This window comes from Corynebacterium sp. ACRPO (genome assembly GCF_022347205.1).
Classification (GTDB): domain Bacteria; phylum Actinomycetota; class Actinomycetes; order Mycobacteriales; family Mycobacteriaceae; genus Corynebacterium.
In genome coordinates, this window is record NZ_JAKRNE010000010.1 from 23,688 (window position 1) to 40,248 (window position 16,561).

The window sequence follows — 16,561 nt, forward strand, 5'->3', positions numbered from 1 at the left end:
ACTGATGTCGTCACAGTCACAGCCTCTATCTCCCCAGAAGGCAAGCAAGAGCGTCAAGGGTAAGCTGCGCTTTTCGCGCAAGCAAAAGAACCCTACCGGGGAGATGACCTTGGTGGAGCACCTGCAGGAGCTGCGCCGTCGCATCATTATTTCCGTGTTAGCGGTTGTCGTCGGGGCCATCATTGGGTTCATTTGGTACCAACGAGCCCCATTCGGGCTGTCTCCGTTGGGCGAAATTCTACGAGAGCCGTATTGTGCGCTGCCCCCAGATAAGCGCGCCTCCTTTAGCGCGGACGGCGAGTGCCGTCTATTGGCCACCAGCCCGTTTGAAATGCTCCTATTGCGCCTGAAAGTAGGCGCTTTGGCCGGCACCGTATTGTCCTCTCCGGTGTGGCTGTACCAGGTCTGGGCCTTCGTTGTGCCTGGTCTCCATAAGAACGAGCGCCGCTACACGTTGAGCTTTGTCAGCGCCGCGGTGGGCCTATTCGTTGCCGGTGCCGTGCTGGCCTATTTCATCTTGTCCGTGGGTTTGGAATTCCTCATGGGCATCGGTGCCGAGTATCAAACAGCGGCCCTGACCGGTGAGCGATATTTCTACTTTCTCCTGGCCCTGCTGCTCATCTTTGGCATCAGCTTTGAAATCCCACTGCTTATCGTGTCCCTGAACCTGATTGGCGTGCTCGAATATGAACACGTCAAAGACAAGCGTCGCATCATCATTGTCGTCGTGATGATTTTCGCCGCCTTCGTCACCCCAGGCCAGGATCCTTTCTCAATGGTGGTACTGGCTGGTTCACTCATCTTGCTCATCGAGATCGCATTCCAGTTCTGCCGCCTCCACGATAAGCGCATGCAGCGCGAACGCCCCGAGTGGATGGATCTCGATGATGAGACTGCTTCGCCGCTTGGCGCTGGACCAGGAGCCATCGGCGGGCCAACCCCTGTCGAAGCGCCGAGCAGAGTAAACCCTTCACCGGGACCTACTCAACCCGTTTCACAGCCAATACAACAGGCACAGCAGCAGCCACAGCAGACATGGAGCACCGGCGCCAGTGGGACTTCGTCGACCAGCGGCGGCTTTTTCGACGATGTCCTCTAGGCACGGGTAGCCTGGGGAGTCATGACTGAAACTCATCTGGATTCTTTTACCGCAGCCCTGCCATACCCGTTGGATGAGTTCCAGGTAAAGGGCTGCCAGGCCGTGGAGGACGGTCATGGCGTACTGGTTTGCGCGCCTACCGGCGCCGGCAAAACCATCGTGGGCGAATTTGCTGTCTCTTTGGCGCTGAGCCGGGGAACCAAGTGCTTTTACACGACGCCGATTAAAGCCTTGAGTAACCAGAAGTACCACGACTTGGTGGAAGAGCATGGCGAAGAAGCCGTAGGCCTGCTCACCGGTGACGTATCGATCAACTCTGATGCAGAGATCGTCGTCATGACCACAGAGGTGCTGCGCAATATGATTTACGCAGAATCCGCGGCTCTGGATCGCCTAACCCACGTGGTCATGGATGAGATCCACTTTTTGGCTGACGCCTCCCGCGGCGCAGTGTGGGAAGAGGTCATACTCAATCTCGCGGATCATGTCTCCATCATCGGCCTATCTGCCACAGTGTCTAATTCGGAAGAATTCGGCGATTGGCTTTCTACCGTGCGCGGCGATACCACCGTCATTGTCTCCGAACACCGACCAGTTCCCCTCGACCAGTGGATGATGCTGGGACGCAAGATTTATCCGCTCTTCGAACCAGAATCTGGCGGCCAGGTCAACGCCGAGCTAGAGCGTAGGATCCAGCGCCTTGAAGCCGGCGATACCGATGATGGTCGCGCAGACTATAAATCCGGCAAGGGCTTTCGTGCGCGTGCGCGTCACAAGGGTGGCGGACGCAGCGAATTCCACGGTAAGGGAAGGGGGCGCTCCGGCGCCGCCCGACAGCAGGATCGCTATCGCCCCTTAGGCCGCCCAGAGGTATTGAAGGTATTGCAATCGCAGGACATGCTTCCGGCGATCACCTTCATCTTCTCCCGTGCAGGCTGCGATGGCGCTCTCTATCAGTGCCTGCGCAGCCGCATGGTGCTTACCTCACAAGAGGAAGCACAGCACATCAAGGACATCGTCGATGCGGGTGTGGAAGGTATCCCTGAAGAAGATCTGCAGGTCCTAGACTTTAAGCGCTGGCGCGAAGCCCTGTCCCGCGGCTTTGCCGCGCACCACGCAGGTATGCTGCCCGCCTTCCGGCACATCGTGGAAGACCTATTCGTACGCGGCCTCGTTCGCGCCGTGTTTGCTACTGAAACGCTCGCACTCGGCATCAATATGCCGGCGCGCACCGTGGTGCTAGAAAAGCTCATTAAGTTCAATGGTGAGGCGCACGTCGATCTCACCCCAGGCCAGTACACGCAGCTGACTGGCCGGGCAGGACGCCGTGGCATCGATACATTGGGCAATGCAGTCGTGCAGTGGGCACCCGCCATGGATCCGCGTCAAGTAGCTGGCCTTGCTTCTACCCGTACGTATCCTCTCATTTCCACTTTTGCACCGGGTTACAATATGGCGATCAATTTGCTGGGAATGCTCGGCTTCGAGGAATCTCTGCGTTTGTTGGAAAAGTCCTTCGCACAGTTCCAGGCCGATGGCTCCGTCGTGGAGGAAACTCGCGAGATTGAACGCGCCGAGCATCGCGTGCGAGAACTGCGCAACCAGCTCGATGATGCCGTGGCCTCACTTGCACCGCCTGCTAAGGACGGAGAAGATCCCGCCGAGGTTCTCATGGACTATGTCCGCCTGCGCCGCGAGCTCACAGCGGAAGAAAAGCAATCAAAAATCGATAGTGCCAACCAGCGCAACCAAGAGGTGATTGCGGTACTGGGACGCCTCCAGCTGGGCGATGTTATTGCCATGCCCGGCAAGAAGCGTCCTATTCTCGCCGCGGTTGTGACTCCCGCTAACCAAACTGCGGATCCCCGCCCGTGGATTACCACTGAGTCCGGGTGGTCTGGCCGTATCGATGCGGCCGGAATCAATAACCCACCGATCCAAGTCGGAAGCATCAAGATCCCCAAGCCGGTGCGCAAGAACCCGCGCCGCAATACCCGATATGTGCAGGATGTCTTGCACCGTGAACACTTCGACCGGCCCAAGCGCATGAAGTCGCACACCCGCGCCCGGCCAAATAAGCGGGTAGGTCAGTTGCGCGACGCACTGCGTGCTCATCCAGCTCACGAGTGGCCGGCTACTGACCGCGAACAGCTGGCGGGCCTGGCGCAAAAGCTAGCACGGCGCGAGCGTGATCGGGACAAGCTCCAGTCCAAAGTCAATAAAGCTACGGATACTTTGGGTCGCACCTTCGAGCGCATTGTGGACCTCCTCGCAGAGATGGACTACGTAGAGTTCACCGGGGCTGGCGCGGACCGCACGCCGGTCATCACCGAAGAAGGCGAACGCCTTGCCAAAATTCACAGCGAATCCGATTTGCTCGTTGCCCAATGCCTCAAGCGCGGAATTTGGGATGAACTCGATCCCGCAGAGCTGGCCGGCGTTGCCTCCCTGTGCTGTTTCGAAAACCGCAAGGCCACCAGTGGGCAACCGGAAGCAGCCACCGAGCGCATGGCTGACGCTATGAATGCCACGTGGCGCGTGTACACAGAACTGACCGCTGATGAGCAGCGCCACCGGCTGCCGCCCACCCGTGAACCGGAAGCCGGGTTCGCCTTGGCGGTACACCAATGGGCGGCCGGCGCGCCCTTGGGCTACTGCATGGCTGCGGCAAACGAAGCCGGCGCCGAGCTCACCCCGGGTGATTTTGTCCGTTGGTGCCGCCAAGTCATCGACCTGCTGCAACAAGTGGCTAAAACGGGGTACGACGGCGAAATTCAACGCAACGCCCGCCGGGCCATCGACGCAATTCAGCGCGGTGTCGTAGCCATTGGCGCCTAATATCCGCGGCGCGGACGAGTAGACTCTGGGGTATGACTGATACTCAGACTTTTTCCGCTGATGTCTACGCCCAGCGTCTGCACGCCGCCCAAAAGGCGGCTGCAGACAAGGGCATCGATCTGCTCCTCATTGGCACGGGACCAGACTTTGCCTACCTCACCGGCTCCTGGGTTTCTTCCCACGAACGCTTGACGGTCTTGGTCGTGCCTCAGCAGGGCAATGCATGGATCGCCGCGCCTAATACCGATATCACCGATATCAAGGCTGCTCCAGTAGGTGAGCTAGATGTAGAGTTGCGTGGCTGGAATGACGGAGAAAATCCTTATGAGCTTGCACTGCATGGCGCAGGCGACGGACTAGGCAAGGTAGCGCTGGGGCAGTCGCTGACTGCAGACCACGTGCTGCGTTTCCAAGAGATGCTTCCACACGCCAGCTATGAACTGGCCACTTACGCACTGGCTGAGCTCTTTACCCGCAAAGACGAGGCTGAGATTGCTGAGCTGCGTAAGGCTGGCCGTGCCATCGACGCAGTCCACGCGCAGGTACCGCAGCTTTTGCAGGCCGGTCGCACCGAGGCCGAGGTGGCCCACGAACTCGAAAAGCTCATCTTGCGGGAGCACTCCGTTATCGATTTCGTCATCGTCGGCTCAGGTCCCAACGGTGCCAACCCGCACCATAGCTTTTCGGATCGCCGGCTGGCTGAGGGCGAGCCAGTCGTCGTCGATATCGGAGGCACTCTACCTTCCGGCTACCACTCCGATTGCACCCGCACCTACGTAGTGGGCGGGGATATTTCCAAGGCCCCGCAGGATTTCCAGGATGCCTATGCCGTGCTTGCCGACGCCCAAGCTGCCGCCCGCGCCGCAGCCCACCCCGGCAGCACCGCCGCAGACATCGATGCCATTGCCCGCCAGGCAATCTCTGCAGCCGGTTGGGGCGACTTCTTTGTCCACCGCACCGGACATGGCATCGGCCTGTCCACGCACGAGGAGCCTTTCATAATGGAAGGCAACGATCTCGCCTTGGAAGAAGGCATGGCCTTTTCCATTGAGCCGGGCATCTACTTGGAAGGCAAGTGGGGCATGCGTTTGGAAGACATCGTGGTGCTGACCAACGATGGCTACGAGTCCCTGAACCAAGCTCCGCGTGACGTCCGTTAATGGCTGGCGTACTGATTCTAGGCGGCCGTAGCGATATCGGCGGAGAAATCGCTAGGAGAGTAGCCCCAGGCCACGATATTGTGCTCGCCGCTCGTGGCACCCACGGTATGGAAGGCGTGGAAGGCCGGCTCCGGGCGGCGGGTGCGCGCAGCATTCATCTGCTTGATTTCGACGCCGCAGATTTTCCGTCCCATGCCGGTGTGGTTGAGCGCGCCATAGAGCTGGCAGGCTCCCTTGAGCTTGCTGTCGTCGCCTTTGGGATCCTGGGCGATCAGCAGCGGGCAGAACGCGATGCTTCCCACGCGGTCGACATCGCCACAATCGATTATGCCGCGCAGATTTCACTGCTTACACTCGTTTCCCAGCGTATGCACCGCGGCCATATCGTCGCCTTTTCCTCGATAGCAGGCTGGCGGGCCCGCCGGGCAAACTACGTGTACGGATCTACCAAGGCTGGTCTTGATGCCTTTTGTCAGGGGCTGGCGGACAAGCTGCATGGCAGCCAGGTAGGCCTTATTACTGCGCGCCCTGGCTTTGTCATCGGCAGCATGACGGAAGGAATGAAGCCGGCGCCACTTTCCGTGCGTCCGGCAGATGTGGCCGAGGCAGTAGTCGGCTGCATTGACCGCGATGCACGGCGCGGTAAGCCGCGTTCGCGCACCGTGTGGATTCCTCGGGCTCTGCAGGGCCTAGCGTGGGTCATGCGGCTTGTACCGCGCCCACTCTGGCGGCATATGCCGCGCTAAACTCTGCGCTCTCGTTACTCTGCGCGTAGCAGGGGAGAGTTGATGTCGAAGATAAAACCGCGTGGGGCGAGTACGCGCAGCACCACTTCGGCATCACCCTCGGCAATATTGTGAAAGACTAATCCGCCCCACGGGGTGACGGTGATGTCTACCTCTAACTGGCCTATGAGCTGCGCAAACTCAGCAGGGATGGCGCCGCGGTGCACGCCCGCGCCGAGGTCGACAACGCCCGCAGGCAAATGATCATCTAACCAGCCAATGGGGCCTGGTTCTGCCAGGGCGGATGCCTTAGGCTCAGCGGAATCCGAGTTCTGGAGTACCTCCTCATAGTGCTGGGCAGCAGCCTGTGGAGTCAGTGGGGCAGAGGGGGCGTCGCCAAGCGGGGAACACTCAAGGCGCAGGGCTCCGTCCCCGTCGATGCTAAGGTTGACTGCGGCCGCGCCGGTCGGTACGTCGTCGTGGGCGATAACTGCCAGTCCGGGACCGCTTTCCGCCGCGTCCAGCTCAGCCGCGATGTCCTGGGCCGTTTGCTTGGCCTCCGCCGACAAAGGCGAAGCCAGCACCGGCATCGCCGTGGCGCGCAAGTGCAACTCCTGGAGCCGCGTATTGAGCGCCTCCGCATCCTTAATACCGCGCAGCTCGATTGCAGAGAACCGGTCGATGTAGACATACCCATCCGCAACATCACTGGCGCACTGCGCCAAAATGACCCAATCCTGGGCGTGGGTGCTGCCGCCGGCAGCGTGGATGCGGATGCACGTGCCGTACTGGGGGTCTTCAAAAAGCGCAGGAGTAAACATGCGCACTAGTTTAACCTGCCGCGGTTGCACTTTCGCGCATGAGTGTTGCCAGCACTTTATCAGTCTGCCTCGTTAGACTGAGGCCATGCCGTTTATGTATTTTGCTCTCTACATGGTCGCAGAGACCCTGACCTTCTGGGCCGTTTCTAAGTGGATCGGTGTTGGCTGGGCGCTTATCGCCCTCTTTGTCACCATGTTCTTCGGAATGTCCATCGCTGGCATTGAAGTGCGCCGCTTGATGGGAGAGCAGGTCGAACGCACAGGGGACGGTACATACGTCGTTCGCGGCGGCAATGTGGGCAAGACCGCCAGCAATGTGGGCCTTACCTTGGTAGGCGGCATGTTGCTTTCTTTGCCGGGCTTCTTGACGACGATCCTCGGAGCCCTCTTAATCTTCTCGCCGACCCGCGCCGTCTTCCGCACGATGATGGCGGCCTCCTTGTACCGCAAGATCGAAAACATGGGCGTTAAGATCTACGAGGCCACCCCAATGGCACAGCAGCACGATTCTTATGGCGACTTTGGCTCCTTTGGTCGTGGCCAAGCAACACAAAGTGGGCACCCCAGCACGCAGGATGCTGGCCCGCATGAGGTGTTGGATGAAGAAGAGATCCGCCGCTGGAGCGAGAACTTGGATCCGGATGACTTCGGGCCCTCCGGTGGAGAGTCCAAGGGCGGAAAGAGCTAGTGATGGTGACTCTTGCCCGCCTCGTAGTGGCGGGCCTTTCTGGCCTGCTCACCTATGCCGCCATCGAACCCCGTGGCTGGTGGTGGGCTGCCATTGTTGGCGTGGGCTTGCTGTACGCGAGCTTGCTGCCGTGGGGAACTAGGCACGTTTCCGCCCGTGTGGGCGCGCTTCTTGCAGTCGCGCATTCGCTCGTGCTGTATCTGCTGACGCTGCCATGGATCGGCGAACTAGTGGGCAATGGGCCATACATCGCTTTGGCCGTATGGCTTTCGGTATACGCCATTGTGCTGGGCTTTGGCGGCGCGGCGGTAGCGCGGTGGAAATACGGTTTTATTGCCTTCCCGTTCTTCTACCTCACGGTGGAGGTGCTGCGTTCCTCGGTACCTTTCGGCGGTTTCTCTTGGGTGAAATTGGCTTGGGGACAAGTCGACGGACCGCTAGCCAACCTGGCTCCGTGGGGTGGAACCTCGCTCATTACCGCAGCAACGGTTCTGTGCGGCTGCGGGCTCGCCAGCCTACTGGTCCAACACGGGTGGAAGACTAAGGGTATCGCTCTCTTGGCGGCTATCCTTCCCCTCGGAAGTGCAGCGGTGGCAGGCTTTGGCATCAACCGAGACGATTCCACTGTCGGGGAAGCAAAGGTTGCCGCTATCCAGGGAAATGTACCTCGCATGGGCCTAGATTTTGCCGGGCAACGCCAAGCGGTCCTCAACAACCACGTAGCCGAAACAAAAAAGCTGGCCGCACGCGAAAAAGACATTGACCTAGTCATCTGGCCCGAAAACTCCTCTGATATTAACCCATTCCGTGACGGCAAGGCAGCCTCGGCGATCAGCGGCGCCGTCGATGCGATAGACGCACCTGTTTTGGTTGGCACCGCTACGCGGGATGAGGTGGGAGCACGCAACACCATGCAGGTCTTCGCTCCCGGACATACGGTGGGAGACCATCACTACAAGAAGTACCTGCAGCCTTTCGGCGAAACTATGCCCATGCGGGATTTCTTTGCCAAATTTTCTGACTATGTGAATCTGGCCGGTGACTTCAAACCCGGCGACGGCCCAGGCGTTGTCTCCATGGCGGGAGTGCCGGTAGGCGTGGCAACGTGCTACGAGGTCTCCTTCGATAACGCCTTTAGGGAGTCGGTGAAAAATGGTGCACAACTACTGACTACTCCCACAAATAACGCCACCTTTGGCTATTCCGAAATGACCTACCAACAACTAGCCATGAGCCGATTGCGTGCGATGGAGACGGACCGAGCTGTGTTGGTGGCGGCGACTTCCGGAGTATCCGCCATTGTTCACCCAGATGGATATGTAAGCCAGTCCACGGAGATTTTCACGCCGGATGCGTTGGTAGAGCGGTTGCCCTTGCGTAGCGGCGAGACCTTTTCCGTCAGGTTTGGTTCGCCCCTGCAATGGCTCATGGTTATTATTGGAACAGTCTGCGCACTGGTAGCTTTGCGCACAAACCGCCTGCGACGCACCCCCGCGCCGCTCCGGCACAGATACATACGTAGGAGCATAAACACTGTGAGCACGCTTGAATCCTCGACCTTGGTCATCATCCCGACCTATAACGAGATCGAAAATCTTCCTCTCATTACTGGACGCGTCCGTGAGGCCGTCCCAGAGGTCCATATCCTCATCGTGGACGATAACTCTCCCGATGGAACTGGTGACAAGGCCGATGAGTTTGCAGCACAGGATGACCACATCCACGTTCTCCACCGCGAGGGCAAAGGCGGCCTGCTAGGCGCTTATATCGCCGGCTTTGAGTGGGGCTTGGAGCGCGACTACCAGGTGCTGTGTGAGATGGATGCAGACGGCTCCCATGCGCCGGAACAGCTTCACCTGTTGTTGGAAGAGGTGGACAAGGGCGCGGACCTAGTTATCGGCTCCCGTTATATCCCGGGTGGCGAGACCGTCAACTGGCCGGCTTCTCGTGAGTACCTGTCCCGCTTGGGCAATATCTACATCTCCGTAGCGCTGGGCGCTGGCCTGTCCGATATGACCGCTGGTTACCGTGCGTTCCGCCGCGAGCTGCTCGAGTCCATCGACTTTGATGAGCTATCCAAGGCCGGTTACATCTTCCAGGTTGATCTGGCCTTCCGTGCCGTAAAGGCTGGCTTCGACGTTCGGGAGGTTCCCATTACCTTCACCGAGCGCGAATATGGCGAGTCCAAGCTGGATGGTTCCTTCGTGAAGGATTCCTTGCTCGAGGTAACCAAGTGGGGCGTTGCTCATCGCGCTGAGCAGCTGCAGGATTTTGGCGGCGCCGTATCCAAGTTGGTCAACCGTGAAGTCAAGGACGGCTCCATTCATGACCTAAACGTTCAGGCCCGCAAGGGTGCCGGCTGGGTTTCTGACTTCGCCAGCGAGATTGGCCATCTGGCAAAGCACCAGATTGCGCAGCTCAAGAAGTAGGCGCCACCGCAACGCATAAGGCCCGTACCGTCCCTTAGTCAGACTAGGGAGGTACGGGCCTTTTGGCTGCCGCAGAACTTTAAGAGTTCTTTTGCTGCTGCTCCTGCTGTTCCTTCAAGAGGCGAGCTGCGGAACGGCGGCGGGAGCGCAGGTGGTTAATGCGCTCTTCAAGCAGCTCATCGAGCTCCTCGATGGAGCGGCGCTCACGCAGCATATCCCAGTGGGTGCGTGGTGGCTTAGCGGGCTTAGACTCAACGCCTTCACCTTCTACCAGGTGGCCCAGCTTGCCGTTCTTGCACATCCATTCTTCAGGGATTTCAGCATCATCCGCGAAAGGCACCTCATAAATCTCGCCGTCTTCGGTGCGGTACTTCACCATCTGGCGCGGTGCGAGGTCGTGGTCGCGGTCGGTTTCGTAGCTGACTGCGCCCATACGGCTGCCACGGAGTACGCGATCTGCCATGCAACATCATCCTTTTCAAAGAGATCCCTGATTGAGTGCGAAGCAAAACTTCGCCTAAGAGCTACCAATTATAACGAACACCCACGCGTCTTTGTTCCCAGCCCGCCCAAAATGAACTAAAGTGTATCGGGTGATCCGTACAGCTAGTCGTGAACGCAACGTCGGTTCCTGCCAATGGTGTGGGAAGGACATTGACCAAGGCGGTAGGGGACGGCCACGGAAGTTTTGCAGCGCCTCCTGTAAGCAGCGTGCTTATGAGCAAAGAAATAACGTCAGTGGCACGGGGATTCCCGCCAATGCCGTGATCCTCACTCCAGAAAAAGCAGAGAGTTTGCGCGACGGACTTTTTGAACTACGTTGTTCCGCAGAAGATATCAACACCGCCGCGGAGGAAGGCGCTAGTGCGCAGGAGCTTGCCGGTTTGTGCGAAGAGCTTGTTGCCCTGGCGCGACGTCTAGAAGGACTTCGATAGAAGATGAAAAAGCTTTTTTATAACCGCAAGCTCGTCATCACCATCTTTGTGGTGCTGATTGTGTTGCTCACCGCCGTGGCCATTGGCCCGATGGTGTATTCGCTCCTCAAGGGCGCCGGAGTAAAGACCGAACCAGTTTCTGCCGACGGCGCAAAGGCCGCATCAACGGAGCTCGATGGCACCTGGGAGGTAGCCAAGGGCCGTGCTAATAACCATACCTCGGTTGGTTTTACCTTTAATGAGGTTCTACCTGCGGAAAAGACCACCACATCGGGATCCACCACGGAGGTAACCGGCCAGGCGGATATTTCTGATTCCACCCTGAAAACAGCCACGGTCACCGTTGATATGGACGAGCTGACCACGGATAAGAAGGTCCGCGACCAGAACATGAAGTCCAAGCTCTTTGAGACCCAGCTTTTCCCGGAGTCTTCTTTTGAGCTGACTAAGCCGGCCTCGCTTGCCGACGTCCCTGATGACGGCACCATTGGCAAGGTTGAGCTCACTGGCGATCTGACGATCAAGGATAAGACGCACGAGATCACTCAAGATTTTGACGTCCTTCGCGATGGAGACCAGATCGTTATCGGCGGCACCGTGCCAGTTGATCGCCTTGATTACGGCGTAGAGACCCCGGAGATGCTCGCCGCGAAGGTCGAGGAAAAGGGCGAAGTAAATCTCCGCATTTCCTTCGAGAAGAACTAGCGAGGGCCTAGCCAGTGAATTCCCGTCAGATTATCCCGTTTATGTGGCTGCGCCTCGTCGTCGTCATCGGCTTCACCATTTTCGTAGCCGCTCAACAGATGTGGGTCATTGTGGCCATCTCGGTTCTTTTGGCGCTGTTGACTGTCTGGCAGCTGTGGAGCGCTTACCGGAATCGCTAATGAGACCTTCACGGCGTTGAGGGAACTTCCCCGAATAACGTCAATGTGACGTTATATAGTGGTGTAGTTGACCCCACTAGAAGAGCATATTTTTGCCCGATATCAGCTTTTCGGTCGCCGAGCGATACGCCGCCAATAACGGTTGGCCGCTGAATGAAGAAGTCCCGAAAGACAGATGAGGCCGGCTGCTGCAAATCCGAGCTCCGATGAGCTACAGCCGGAATCCATACCTGCGCCTGAGTTTGGCGGCCGGCGGATGGCGCGACAGAGACCGCGGGACGTCGCCAAGCAAAGCGCCGTAATATCGTGTGGAGATTGAAGGAGGCTGAACCGGGGCCCAATAGATGGGCTGGAAAGATGTGTTCGCGCCCAGGCGCGGTTGAGGGCAACACATGAAGCTCCTTCAGATATCAGTGTTTGTCCGATAATGTACATTATGTCATTTGAACTAGAGGTGGCATTCCCGCTTTTAGATCCTGACTCCATACATTGATACCTGCACCTCGCTTCTGTCGTTCGCTCCTGACAACACGCGCCCGAATGAAGCTTCCCAGATGTGCCATTCCTTCACGACAATTGGGCTCTCGTCATTTCTCATACGGCGGGCAATTTCTTTCTCGGCTTGGTCTCTCGTAGCACATGCGGCCTTAAGCTCTGGATCGAATTCAGCGCTCGACGGATCCGATCCCTGCGCGTGTCCACCGCTAAATACGATATAAGCCACTTCCGGATGGTGTTCTACATCCAGTGGACCTTTCCACCCACGCAGGTGTGCCTCTTCAGTCCAACAGGTTACCCCTGAGCGGTCTACACATTGTCCCATCGCTTTTTCTTGAGCGCGCGTCAGCGCAACTCCTGCAAAAGACTCATCATATGAATCGTCTTTCCGCGCAAACAATACGAAGATCCGCGCGGTTCTTTTTCTTCTGCTTCTTCGTATCCATGTCCACATCTTCTCACCCGGCTATCGGTTAGTTTTCAACCAAAATGCACACTAGCGCATATAACGGCCAAGCAGGTCTCTATCAGGGGCGATTCCAAGCCGGCGAACGGACCTCATCTCCACAGGGTGCGTAAAATCGACAACATGACGATTCAGCACGTAGTAGATAAGCCTTCCCGCGCAGCTCTCTTCCTCGTCCTTGAAATCAAGGACGGCGGCGAGCAAGCCACTCGCGATATGCTCACGGGGTTTGCCGGACTGTTTAAGTCCGTTAACTTCCGCTACAACGAAGGCGAGCTTTATACCGTAGTCGGCATTGGTGCTTCCATGTGGCCGCGTCTGACCAGCGCACCGATGCCGGAACGCCTGAAGGAATTTGAGGCAATTGACGCCGCGCATAAGGCCCCGGCCACGCCAGGCGATATTCTTCTCCACTTCCGTGCAAATAACTATGACCTGTGTCATGAGATGGCCCGCCAGGTACTGGATCAGCTGGGCGATGCCGCCAGGGTGATCGATGAGACCCAAGGTTTCAAGTACCTAGACCAGCGCGACTTGCTGGGCTTTGTGGATGGCACCGCCAATCCCCTCGCCGAAGAGGCTTTAGATACCGTGCTGCTTGGCGACGACGCCGACTACCCCCGTGGCTCCTATGTCACCGTCCAAAAATATATCCACGACCTAGCCAAGTGGAACGAGATGAGCACCGAGGAGCAAGAAAAGGTCATCGGCCGCACCAAGGCCGACGATATCGAGTTGGATGACGATACCAAGCCCACTAATTCTCACGTAGCCCTCAATGACCTAGAGGAAGATATTTACCGCGAGAACATGGTCTTTGGCTCTTTCGCCGCGGGTGAGATGGGTACTTACTTCATTGGTTATGCCAAGGACCCAGAAAACGTCATGGAGCGCCTGCGCAATATGTTCATTGGCAAGCCGGAGGGAAACTACGACCGCATCTTGGACTTCTCCACTGCGCTTACAGGCACCAATTTCTTTGTGCCCAGCGCGGATCTGATGAAGAACTTCGACGAGCTGCCTCCGGCCTAAGGGCCGCCCGCCTTACGGCCGGCCGCCTAACGCCGGCCCCCGCGGTTGCGGTGGGCCAACCCAAATTGCACCGAGTCAATCATCCCGAGCGTCATAAGGGCCTCGCGGAGGGCAAATTGGAAGGTCCACAAGCGGCGGAAGACTGGGTCGAATCCAGCGGCCGCTGCCTCCCGTAGGTGCCCATCAAAAAAGGATCGCTGCTGACGCAGGGACTCCAGGTAATGGGTGCCCACGTGTGTTTCGGACACGATGCGCAGGTTGGAGTTCTTATCTACTAGCTGGTGCATCTCGGTCGTGAGCGGATAGTCCAACCCTGGCCACACATAGGCTCGCAAAGCCTGAAGCGAGGCCCTACCGGCCTCAGTCATCGACTCGGTCGCCACGATGGACTGGATTCCTGCCCGGCCATTAGGCGTCAAGAAGCGGTCGACTGCGCGGATGTACTCCTTGCGCTCACTAGCGCTGAGTTGTTCTACCTTTTCTACGGTGACGATGGCGTCATAGTGCCCGTGCCACTGCTTGGGGTTCGGGACGACGCCGGGAATGCGCTCGATATGGATGGAATCGTCTGCTCCCTCGAATACGAGGGCCTCGCGCATGTGGCTCATTTGGTCCACATCACTTGTCAAAACGTCCACTGTAGCGCGCCGCTTAGTCGCCCGCATCGCGGGCTGCATTCCGGCAGCCGGGTACACCAACAGGTGGGTTCCCGCGCCGGTACGGGTAGCGTCTAGCAGCCAATCCGCTGCGCGGCGCTGCGCATCTCCTAGGTCATCCCTGTCCACACTCGTGGGCTCACTCAGCGTCGTGACATCGACGAAGTGGCTCTTCGGCTCCTTGCGCCCAGCCTTAGGGCTATAGCTTTCCACCGTTTCCCTAATGGTGGTCGGTACGCCACTGGAAAATACCCCACCTACATGGCTTAATCCATCGCCGGCATAGAGCCGAACCAATTCCAGAGGCAGCTCCCCTGGCTCCGACTTACCAGCACCTAGCATCTTGGCTTTGGGAAGGTAACCCACTCCCAATAGGCGGCCGAGCACCTTTACCAGCTGCGAGGAGGAGGTAACGGTCCACTCTCCTGCCATATAACTTTCCGCAAATCCCAGCCAACCGCTAGCGGCAATGCGCTCAAACAAGGCATCATGCCCCACCTTGAGATCCGGTCCGCCCTCGGCTTCGAGGTCTAGTTCTAGACCGGCATCATCGCAGGCCTTGGCAAATTCAGCCTCTGCCCGGCGGGCTTTCATTCCAGGCCAACGAGGTGCGGGAACCGTAGCCACATTGGGCCAGGATTCTGCATCGATAGAGCTCAAATGCTCAGGGCGGGTAAAAGACATAATGCCAGGTGCGCTCCTTGGTGGGCGGAGGAAGTCACTATCTGGAACAACCTTAGTCAGCTTTGTGCACACCCCGGTTTAGGCGCTCCGCACGGCCGCGCCGGTTCTTCCCACGGAAACCGCAACGCAGCGGCGGAAGTTTATCAGTCATTAAGTATGCGCGTTCTGTTTGAAGTGTTTAGACTGTATGGGTACTAAACATTAGCTTTCTTAAGGAAGGTCGCATTAATTCCATGACTGATACCCCTTATCGCCCAAACGGTGGCCGCCATCACGTCGTCGTGGTTGGCGCCGGCTTCGGTGGTCTCAACACCGTTCAGAATCTGAAGAACGCCGATGTGGAAATCACCCTCATCGATAAGAAGAACCACCACCTGTTCCAGCCGATGCTGTACCAGGTAGCAACCGGCATGATTTCTGCCGGTGAGGTTGCCCCTTCCACCCGCCAGCTGCTGCGCGATCAGGACAACGTCCACTTCGTCAACGCTGAGGTAACTGATATCAACCTGGCGGATCAGACGGTGACCGCCGAGCAGGACGAGTTCTCCCGCACCTATGCTTATGACTCCCTGGTTGTCGCCGCAGGTTCCGGTCAGTCCTACTTTGGCAACGACCACTTCGCTGAATTCGCCCCAGGCATGAAGACCTTGGACGATGCTTTGGAGCTGCGCTCTCGCATCATCTCGGCGTTTGAAAAGGCTGAGCTTACCGACGACCCCGCAGAGCGCGAGCGCCTGCTCACCTTCATCATCGTTGGTGCTGGCCCAACCGGCGTTGAGCTCACCGGCCAGATTGCCGAATTGGCAAACCGTACCCTCAACGATGTCTACTCCAACTACGGCACCACCTCTGCCAAGATTTACCTGCTCGATGGCGCCCCACAGGTACTGCCGCCATTTGGTAAGCGCCTAGGCCGCAAGGCTCAGCGCACCTTGGAAAAGGAAGGCGTACAGGTGCACCTGAACGCTATGGTGACCGATGTAACCGCGGACACCGTCACCTACAAGGACATGAAGACCGAGGAGGAGACCACCCTGACGGGTGCTACCAAGATCTGGTCTGCTGGTGTGGCCGCTTCCCCGCTGGGCAAGATGGTTGCAGAGCAGGCTGGCGTCGAGGCAGACCGCGCAGGTCGCGTCTCCGTGAACGAGGACCTGACCGTGGGCGAGCACAATAACGTCTACATGGTCGGTGACATGATCTCCCTCAACCGCCTGCCGGGTCTGGCACAGGTTGCAATCCAGGGCGGCGCGCACGTCGCTAAGCTCATTCAGGCCAAGGTGGACGAGGAATCTACCGCTAATGAGAAGGAAGCCTTCGACTACTTTGACAAGGGCTCCATGGCCATCGTCAAGCGCTTCAACGCCGTCGTTAAGCTGGGCAAGACCGAGTTCGGTGGCTTTGCCGGTTGGGTAGCATGGCTTGGCCTGCACCTGACCTACGTTATTGGTCTGCGCAGCCGCTTGGCCGTGCTGGTTAACTGGGCAACCAATATCCTCTCCCGCGATCGCGGCAATCTGGAGATCACCACCCAGCAGCGCATCGCACGCAATATCATTAACAAGAACGAGAAGTAATACCTCCTCGCTCGCATCGCCGCCCCATCTGCTGCAAAGCAGGCTCTGGGCGGCGATTTTTATTTTCCT

Annotated in this window: 14 protein-coding genes and 1 pseudogene; 12 read left to right on the forward strand and 3 right to left on the reverse strand. The window is 58.2% G+C overall.

What is annotated here, in order from left to right; translation table 11 throughout:
- Positions 1–4: 4 nt before the first annotated feature.
- The 4 genes from tatC to MHY22_RS07790 are packed head-to-tail and all read left to right on the forward strand — an operon-like array spanning position 5 to position 5,843.
- On the forward strand, positions 5–1,099 hold the full coding sequence (gene tatC, locus MHY22_RS07775; protein WP_370658845.1) for a twin-arginine translocase subunit TatC: 1,095 nt from the start codon (positions 5–7) through the stop codon (positions 1,097–1,099).
- Positions 1,100–1,120: 21 nt separating this feature from the next.
- Complete coding sequence (locus MHY22_RS07780) at positions 1,121–3,937, forward strand: RNA helicase (protein WP_239278816.1); 2,817 nt, start codon at positions 1,121–1,123, stop codon at positions 3,935–3,937.
- Between the two features lie 32 nt (positions 3,938–3,969).
- Entirely contained in the window at positions 3,970–5,097 is a 1,128-nt protein-coding gene (locus MHY22_RS07785) for a Xaa-Pro peptidase family protein (protein WP_239278817.1), read from the forward strand.
- The gene (locus MHY22_RS07790) at positions 5,097–5,843 is read left to right on the forward strand and encodes an SDR family oxidoreductase (protein WP_239278818.1); all 747 of its coding nucleotides are present in this window, start codon (positions 5,097–5,099) and stop codon (positions 5,841–5,843) included. The genes MHY22_RS07785 and MHY22_RS07790 overlap by 1 nt, the downstream gene beginning before the upstream one ends.
- Positions 5,844–5,857: 14 nt before the next feature.
- On the opposite strand, the gene MHY22_RS07795 is transcribed toward MHY22_RS07790, so the two are convergent.
- Positions 5,858–6,643: a precorrin-3B synthase gene (locus MHY22_RS07795; RefSeq protein WP_239278819.1), complete on the reverse strand. Its 786-nt coding sequence runs from the start codon at positions 6,641–6,643 to the stop codon at positions 5,858–5,860.
- Between the two features lie 85 nt (positions 6,644–6,728).
- Here MHY22_RS07795 and MHY22_RS07800 point away from each other — a divergent pair, with 85 nt between their 5' ends.
- The 3 genes and pseudogenes from MHY22_RS07800 (at position 6,729) to MHY22_RS11650 (ending at position 9,760) form a co-directional block, all read left to right on the forward strand.
- Complete coding sequence (locus MHY22_RS07800) at positions 6,729–7,331, forward strand: FxsA family protein (RefSeq protein ID WP_239278821.1); 603 nt, start codon at positions 6,729–6,731, stop codon at positions 7,329–7,331.
- 2 nt (positions 7,332–7,333) lie between these two features.
- Positions 7,334–8,818, forward strand: a pseudogene (lnt, locus tag MHY22_RS11645) (apolipoprotein N-acyltransferase); the annotation flags it as partial.
- A 48-nt stretch (positions 8,819–8,866) separates the two neighbouring features.
- Positions 8,867–9,760 carry a polyprenol monophosphomannose synthase gene (locus MHY22_RS11650; RefSeq protein WP_150850620.1) on the forward strand — a complete coding sequence of 298 codons (894 nt, stop codon included), beginning with the start codon at positions 8,867–8,869 and terminating at the stop codon, positions 9,758–9,760.
- A 79-nt stretch (positions 9,761–9,839) separates the two neighbouring features.
- Here the strand turns inward: MHY22_RS11650 and MHY22_RS07810 are convergent, their stop codons facing one another.
- The gene (locus tag MHY22_RS07810) at positions 9,840–10,223 is read right to left on the reverse strand and encodes an RNA polymerase-binding protein RbpA (protein ID WP_023021567.1); all 384 of its coding nucleotides are present in this window, start codon (positions 10,221–10,223) and stop codon (positions 9,840–9,842) included.
- A 130-nt stretch (positions 10,224–10,353) separates the two neighbouring features.
- Between MHY22_RS07810 and MHY22_RS07815 the strand changes: the two genes are divergently transcribed.
- The 4 genes from MHY22_RS07815 (at position 10,354) to MHY22_RS07830 (ending at position 13,575) form a co-directional block, all read left to right on the forward strand.
- Entirely contained in the window at positions 10,354–10,695 is a 342-nt protein-coding gene (locus MHY22_RS07815) for a hypothetical protein (RefSeq protein ID WP_034655353.1), read from the forward strand.
- 3 nt (positions 10,696–10,698) lie between these two features.
- The gene (locus tag MHY22_RS07820; RefSeq protein WP_239278822.1) at positions 10,699–11,400 is read left to right on the forward strand and encodes a YceI family protein; all 702 of its coding nucleotides are present in this window, start codon (positions 10,699–10,701) and stop codon (positions 11,398–11,400) included.
- Between the two features lie 14 nt (positions 11,401–11,414).
- On the forward strand, positions 11,415–11,579 hold the full coding sequence (locus MHY22_RS07825; RefSeq protein ID WP_239278823.1) for a hypothetical protein: 165 nt from the start codon (positions 11,415–11,417) through the stop codon (positions 11,577–11,579).
- 1,087 nt (positions 11,580–12,666) lie between these two features.
- Positions 12,667–13,575 carry a Dyp-type peroxidase gene (locus MHY22_RS07830; RefSeq protein ID WP_239278824.1) on the forward strand — a complete coding sequence of 303 codons (909 nt, stop codon included), beginning with the start codon at positions 12,667–12,669 and terminating at the stop codon, positions 13,573–13,575.
- A gap of 26 nt (positions 13,576–13,601) precedes the next feature.
- Here the strand turns inward: MHY22_RS07830 and MHY22_RS07835 are convergent, their stop codons facing one another.
- Positions 13,602–14,915 (reverse strand): class I SAM-dependent methyltransferase, encoded by a 1,314-nt coding sequence (locus MHY22_RS07835; protein WP_239278825.1) that lies wholly within the window; start codon positions 14,913–14,915, stop codon positions 13,602–13,604.
- A gap of 233 nt (positions 14,916–15,148) precedes the next feature.
- Here MHY22_RS07835 and MHY22_RS07840 point away from each other — a divergent pair, with 233 nt between their 5' ends.
- Positions 15,149–16,492: an NAD(P)/FAD-dependent oxidoreductase gene (locus tag MHY22_RS07840; protein ID WP_239278826.1), complete on the forward strand. Its 1,344-nt coding sequence runs from the start codon at positions 15,149–15,151 to the stop codon at positions 16,490–16,492.
- The last annotated feature ends 69 nt before the right edge of the window (positions 16,493–16,561 follow it).

Excerpts from the sequence above, each read along its gene's own strand:
- MHY22_RS07790 (WP_239278818.1), top strand. The coding sequence starts at position 5,097 with ATGGCTGGCGTACTGATTCTAGGCGGCCGTAGCGATATCGGCGGAGAA.
- tatC (WP_370658845.1), top strand. The coding sequence starts at position 5 with ATGTCGTCACAGTCACAGCCTCTATCTCCCCAGAAGGCAAGCAAGAGC.
- MHY22_RS07795 (WP_239278819.1), bottom strand. The coding sequence starts at position 6,643 with ATGTTTACTCCTGCGCTTTTTGAAGACCCCCAGTACGGCACGTGCATC.
- MHY22_RS07830 (WP_239278824.1), top strand. The coding sequence starts at position 12,667 with ATGACGATTCAGCACGTAGTAGATAAGCCTTCCCGCGCAGCTCTCTTC.
- MHY22_RS07840 (WP_239278826.1), top strand. The coding sequence starts at position 15,149 with ATGACTGATACCCCTTATCGCCCAAACGGTGGCCGCCATCACGTCGTC.
- MHY22_RS07800 (WP_239278821.1), top strand. The coding sequence starts at position 6,729 with ATGCCGTTTATGTATTTTGCTCTCTACATGGTCGCAGAGACCCTGACC.
- MHY22_RS07810 (WP_023021567.1), bottom strand. The coding sequence starts at position 10,223 with ATGGCAGATCGCGTACTCCGTGGCAGCCGTATGGGCGCAGTCAGCTAC.
- MHY22_RS07780 (WP_239278816.1), top strand. The coding sequence starts at position 1,121 with ATGACTGAAACTCATCTGGATTCTTTTACCGCAGCCCTGCCATACCCG.
- MHY22_RS07785 (WP_239278817.1), top strand. The coding sequence starts at position 3,970 with ATGACTGATACTCAGACTTTTTCCGCTGATGTCTACGCCCAGCGTCTG.
- MHY22_RS07820 (WP_239278822.1), top strand. The coding sequence starts at position 10,699 with ATGAAAAAGCTTTTTTATAACCGCAAGCTCGTCATCACCATCTTTGTG.
- MHY22_RS07835 (WP_239278825.1), bottom strand. The coding sequence starts at position 14,915 with ATGTCTTTTACCCGCCCTGAGCATTTGAGCTCTATCGATGCAGAATCC.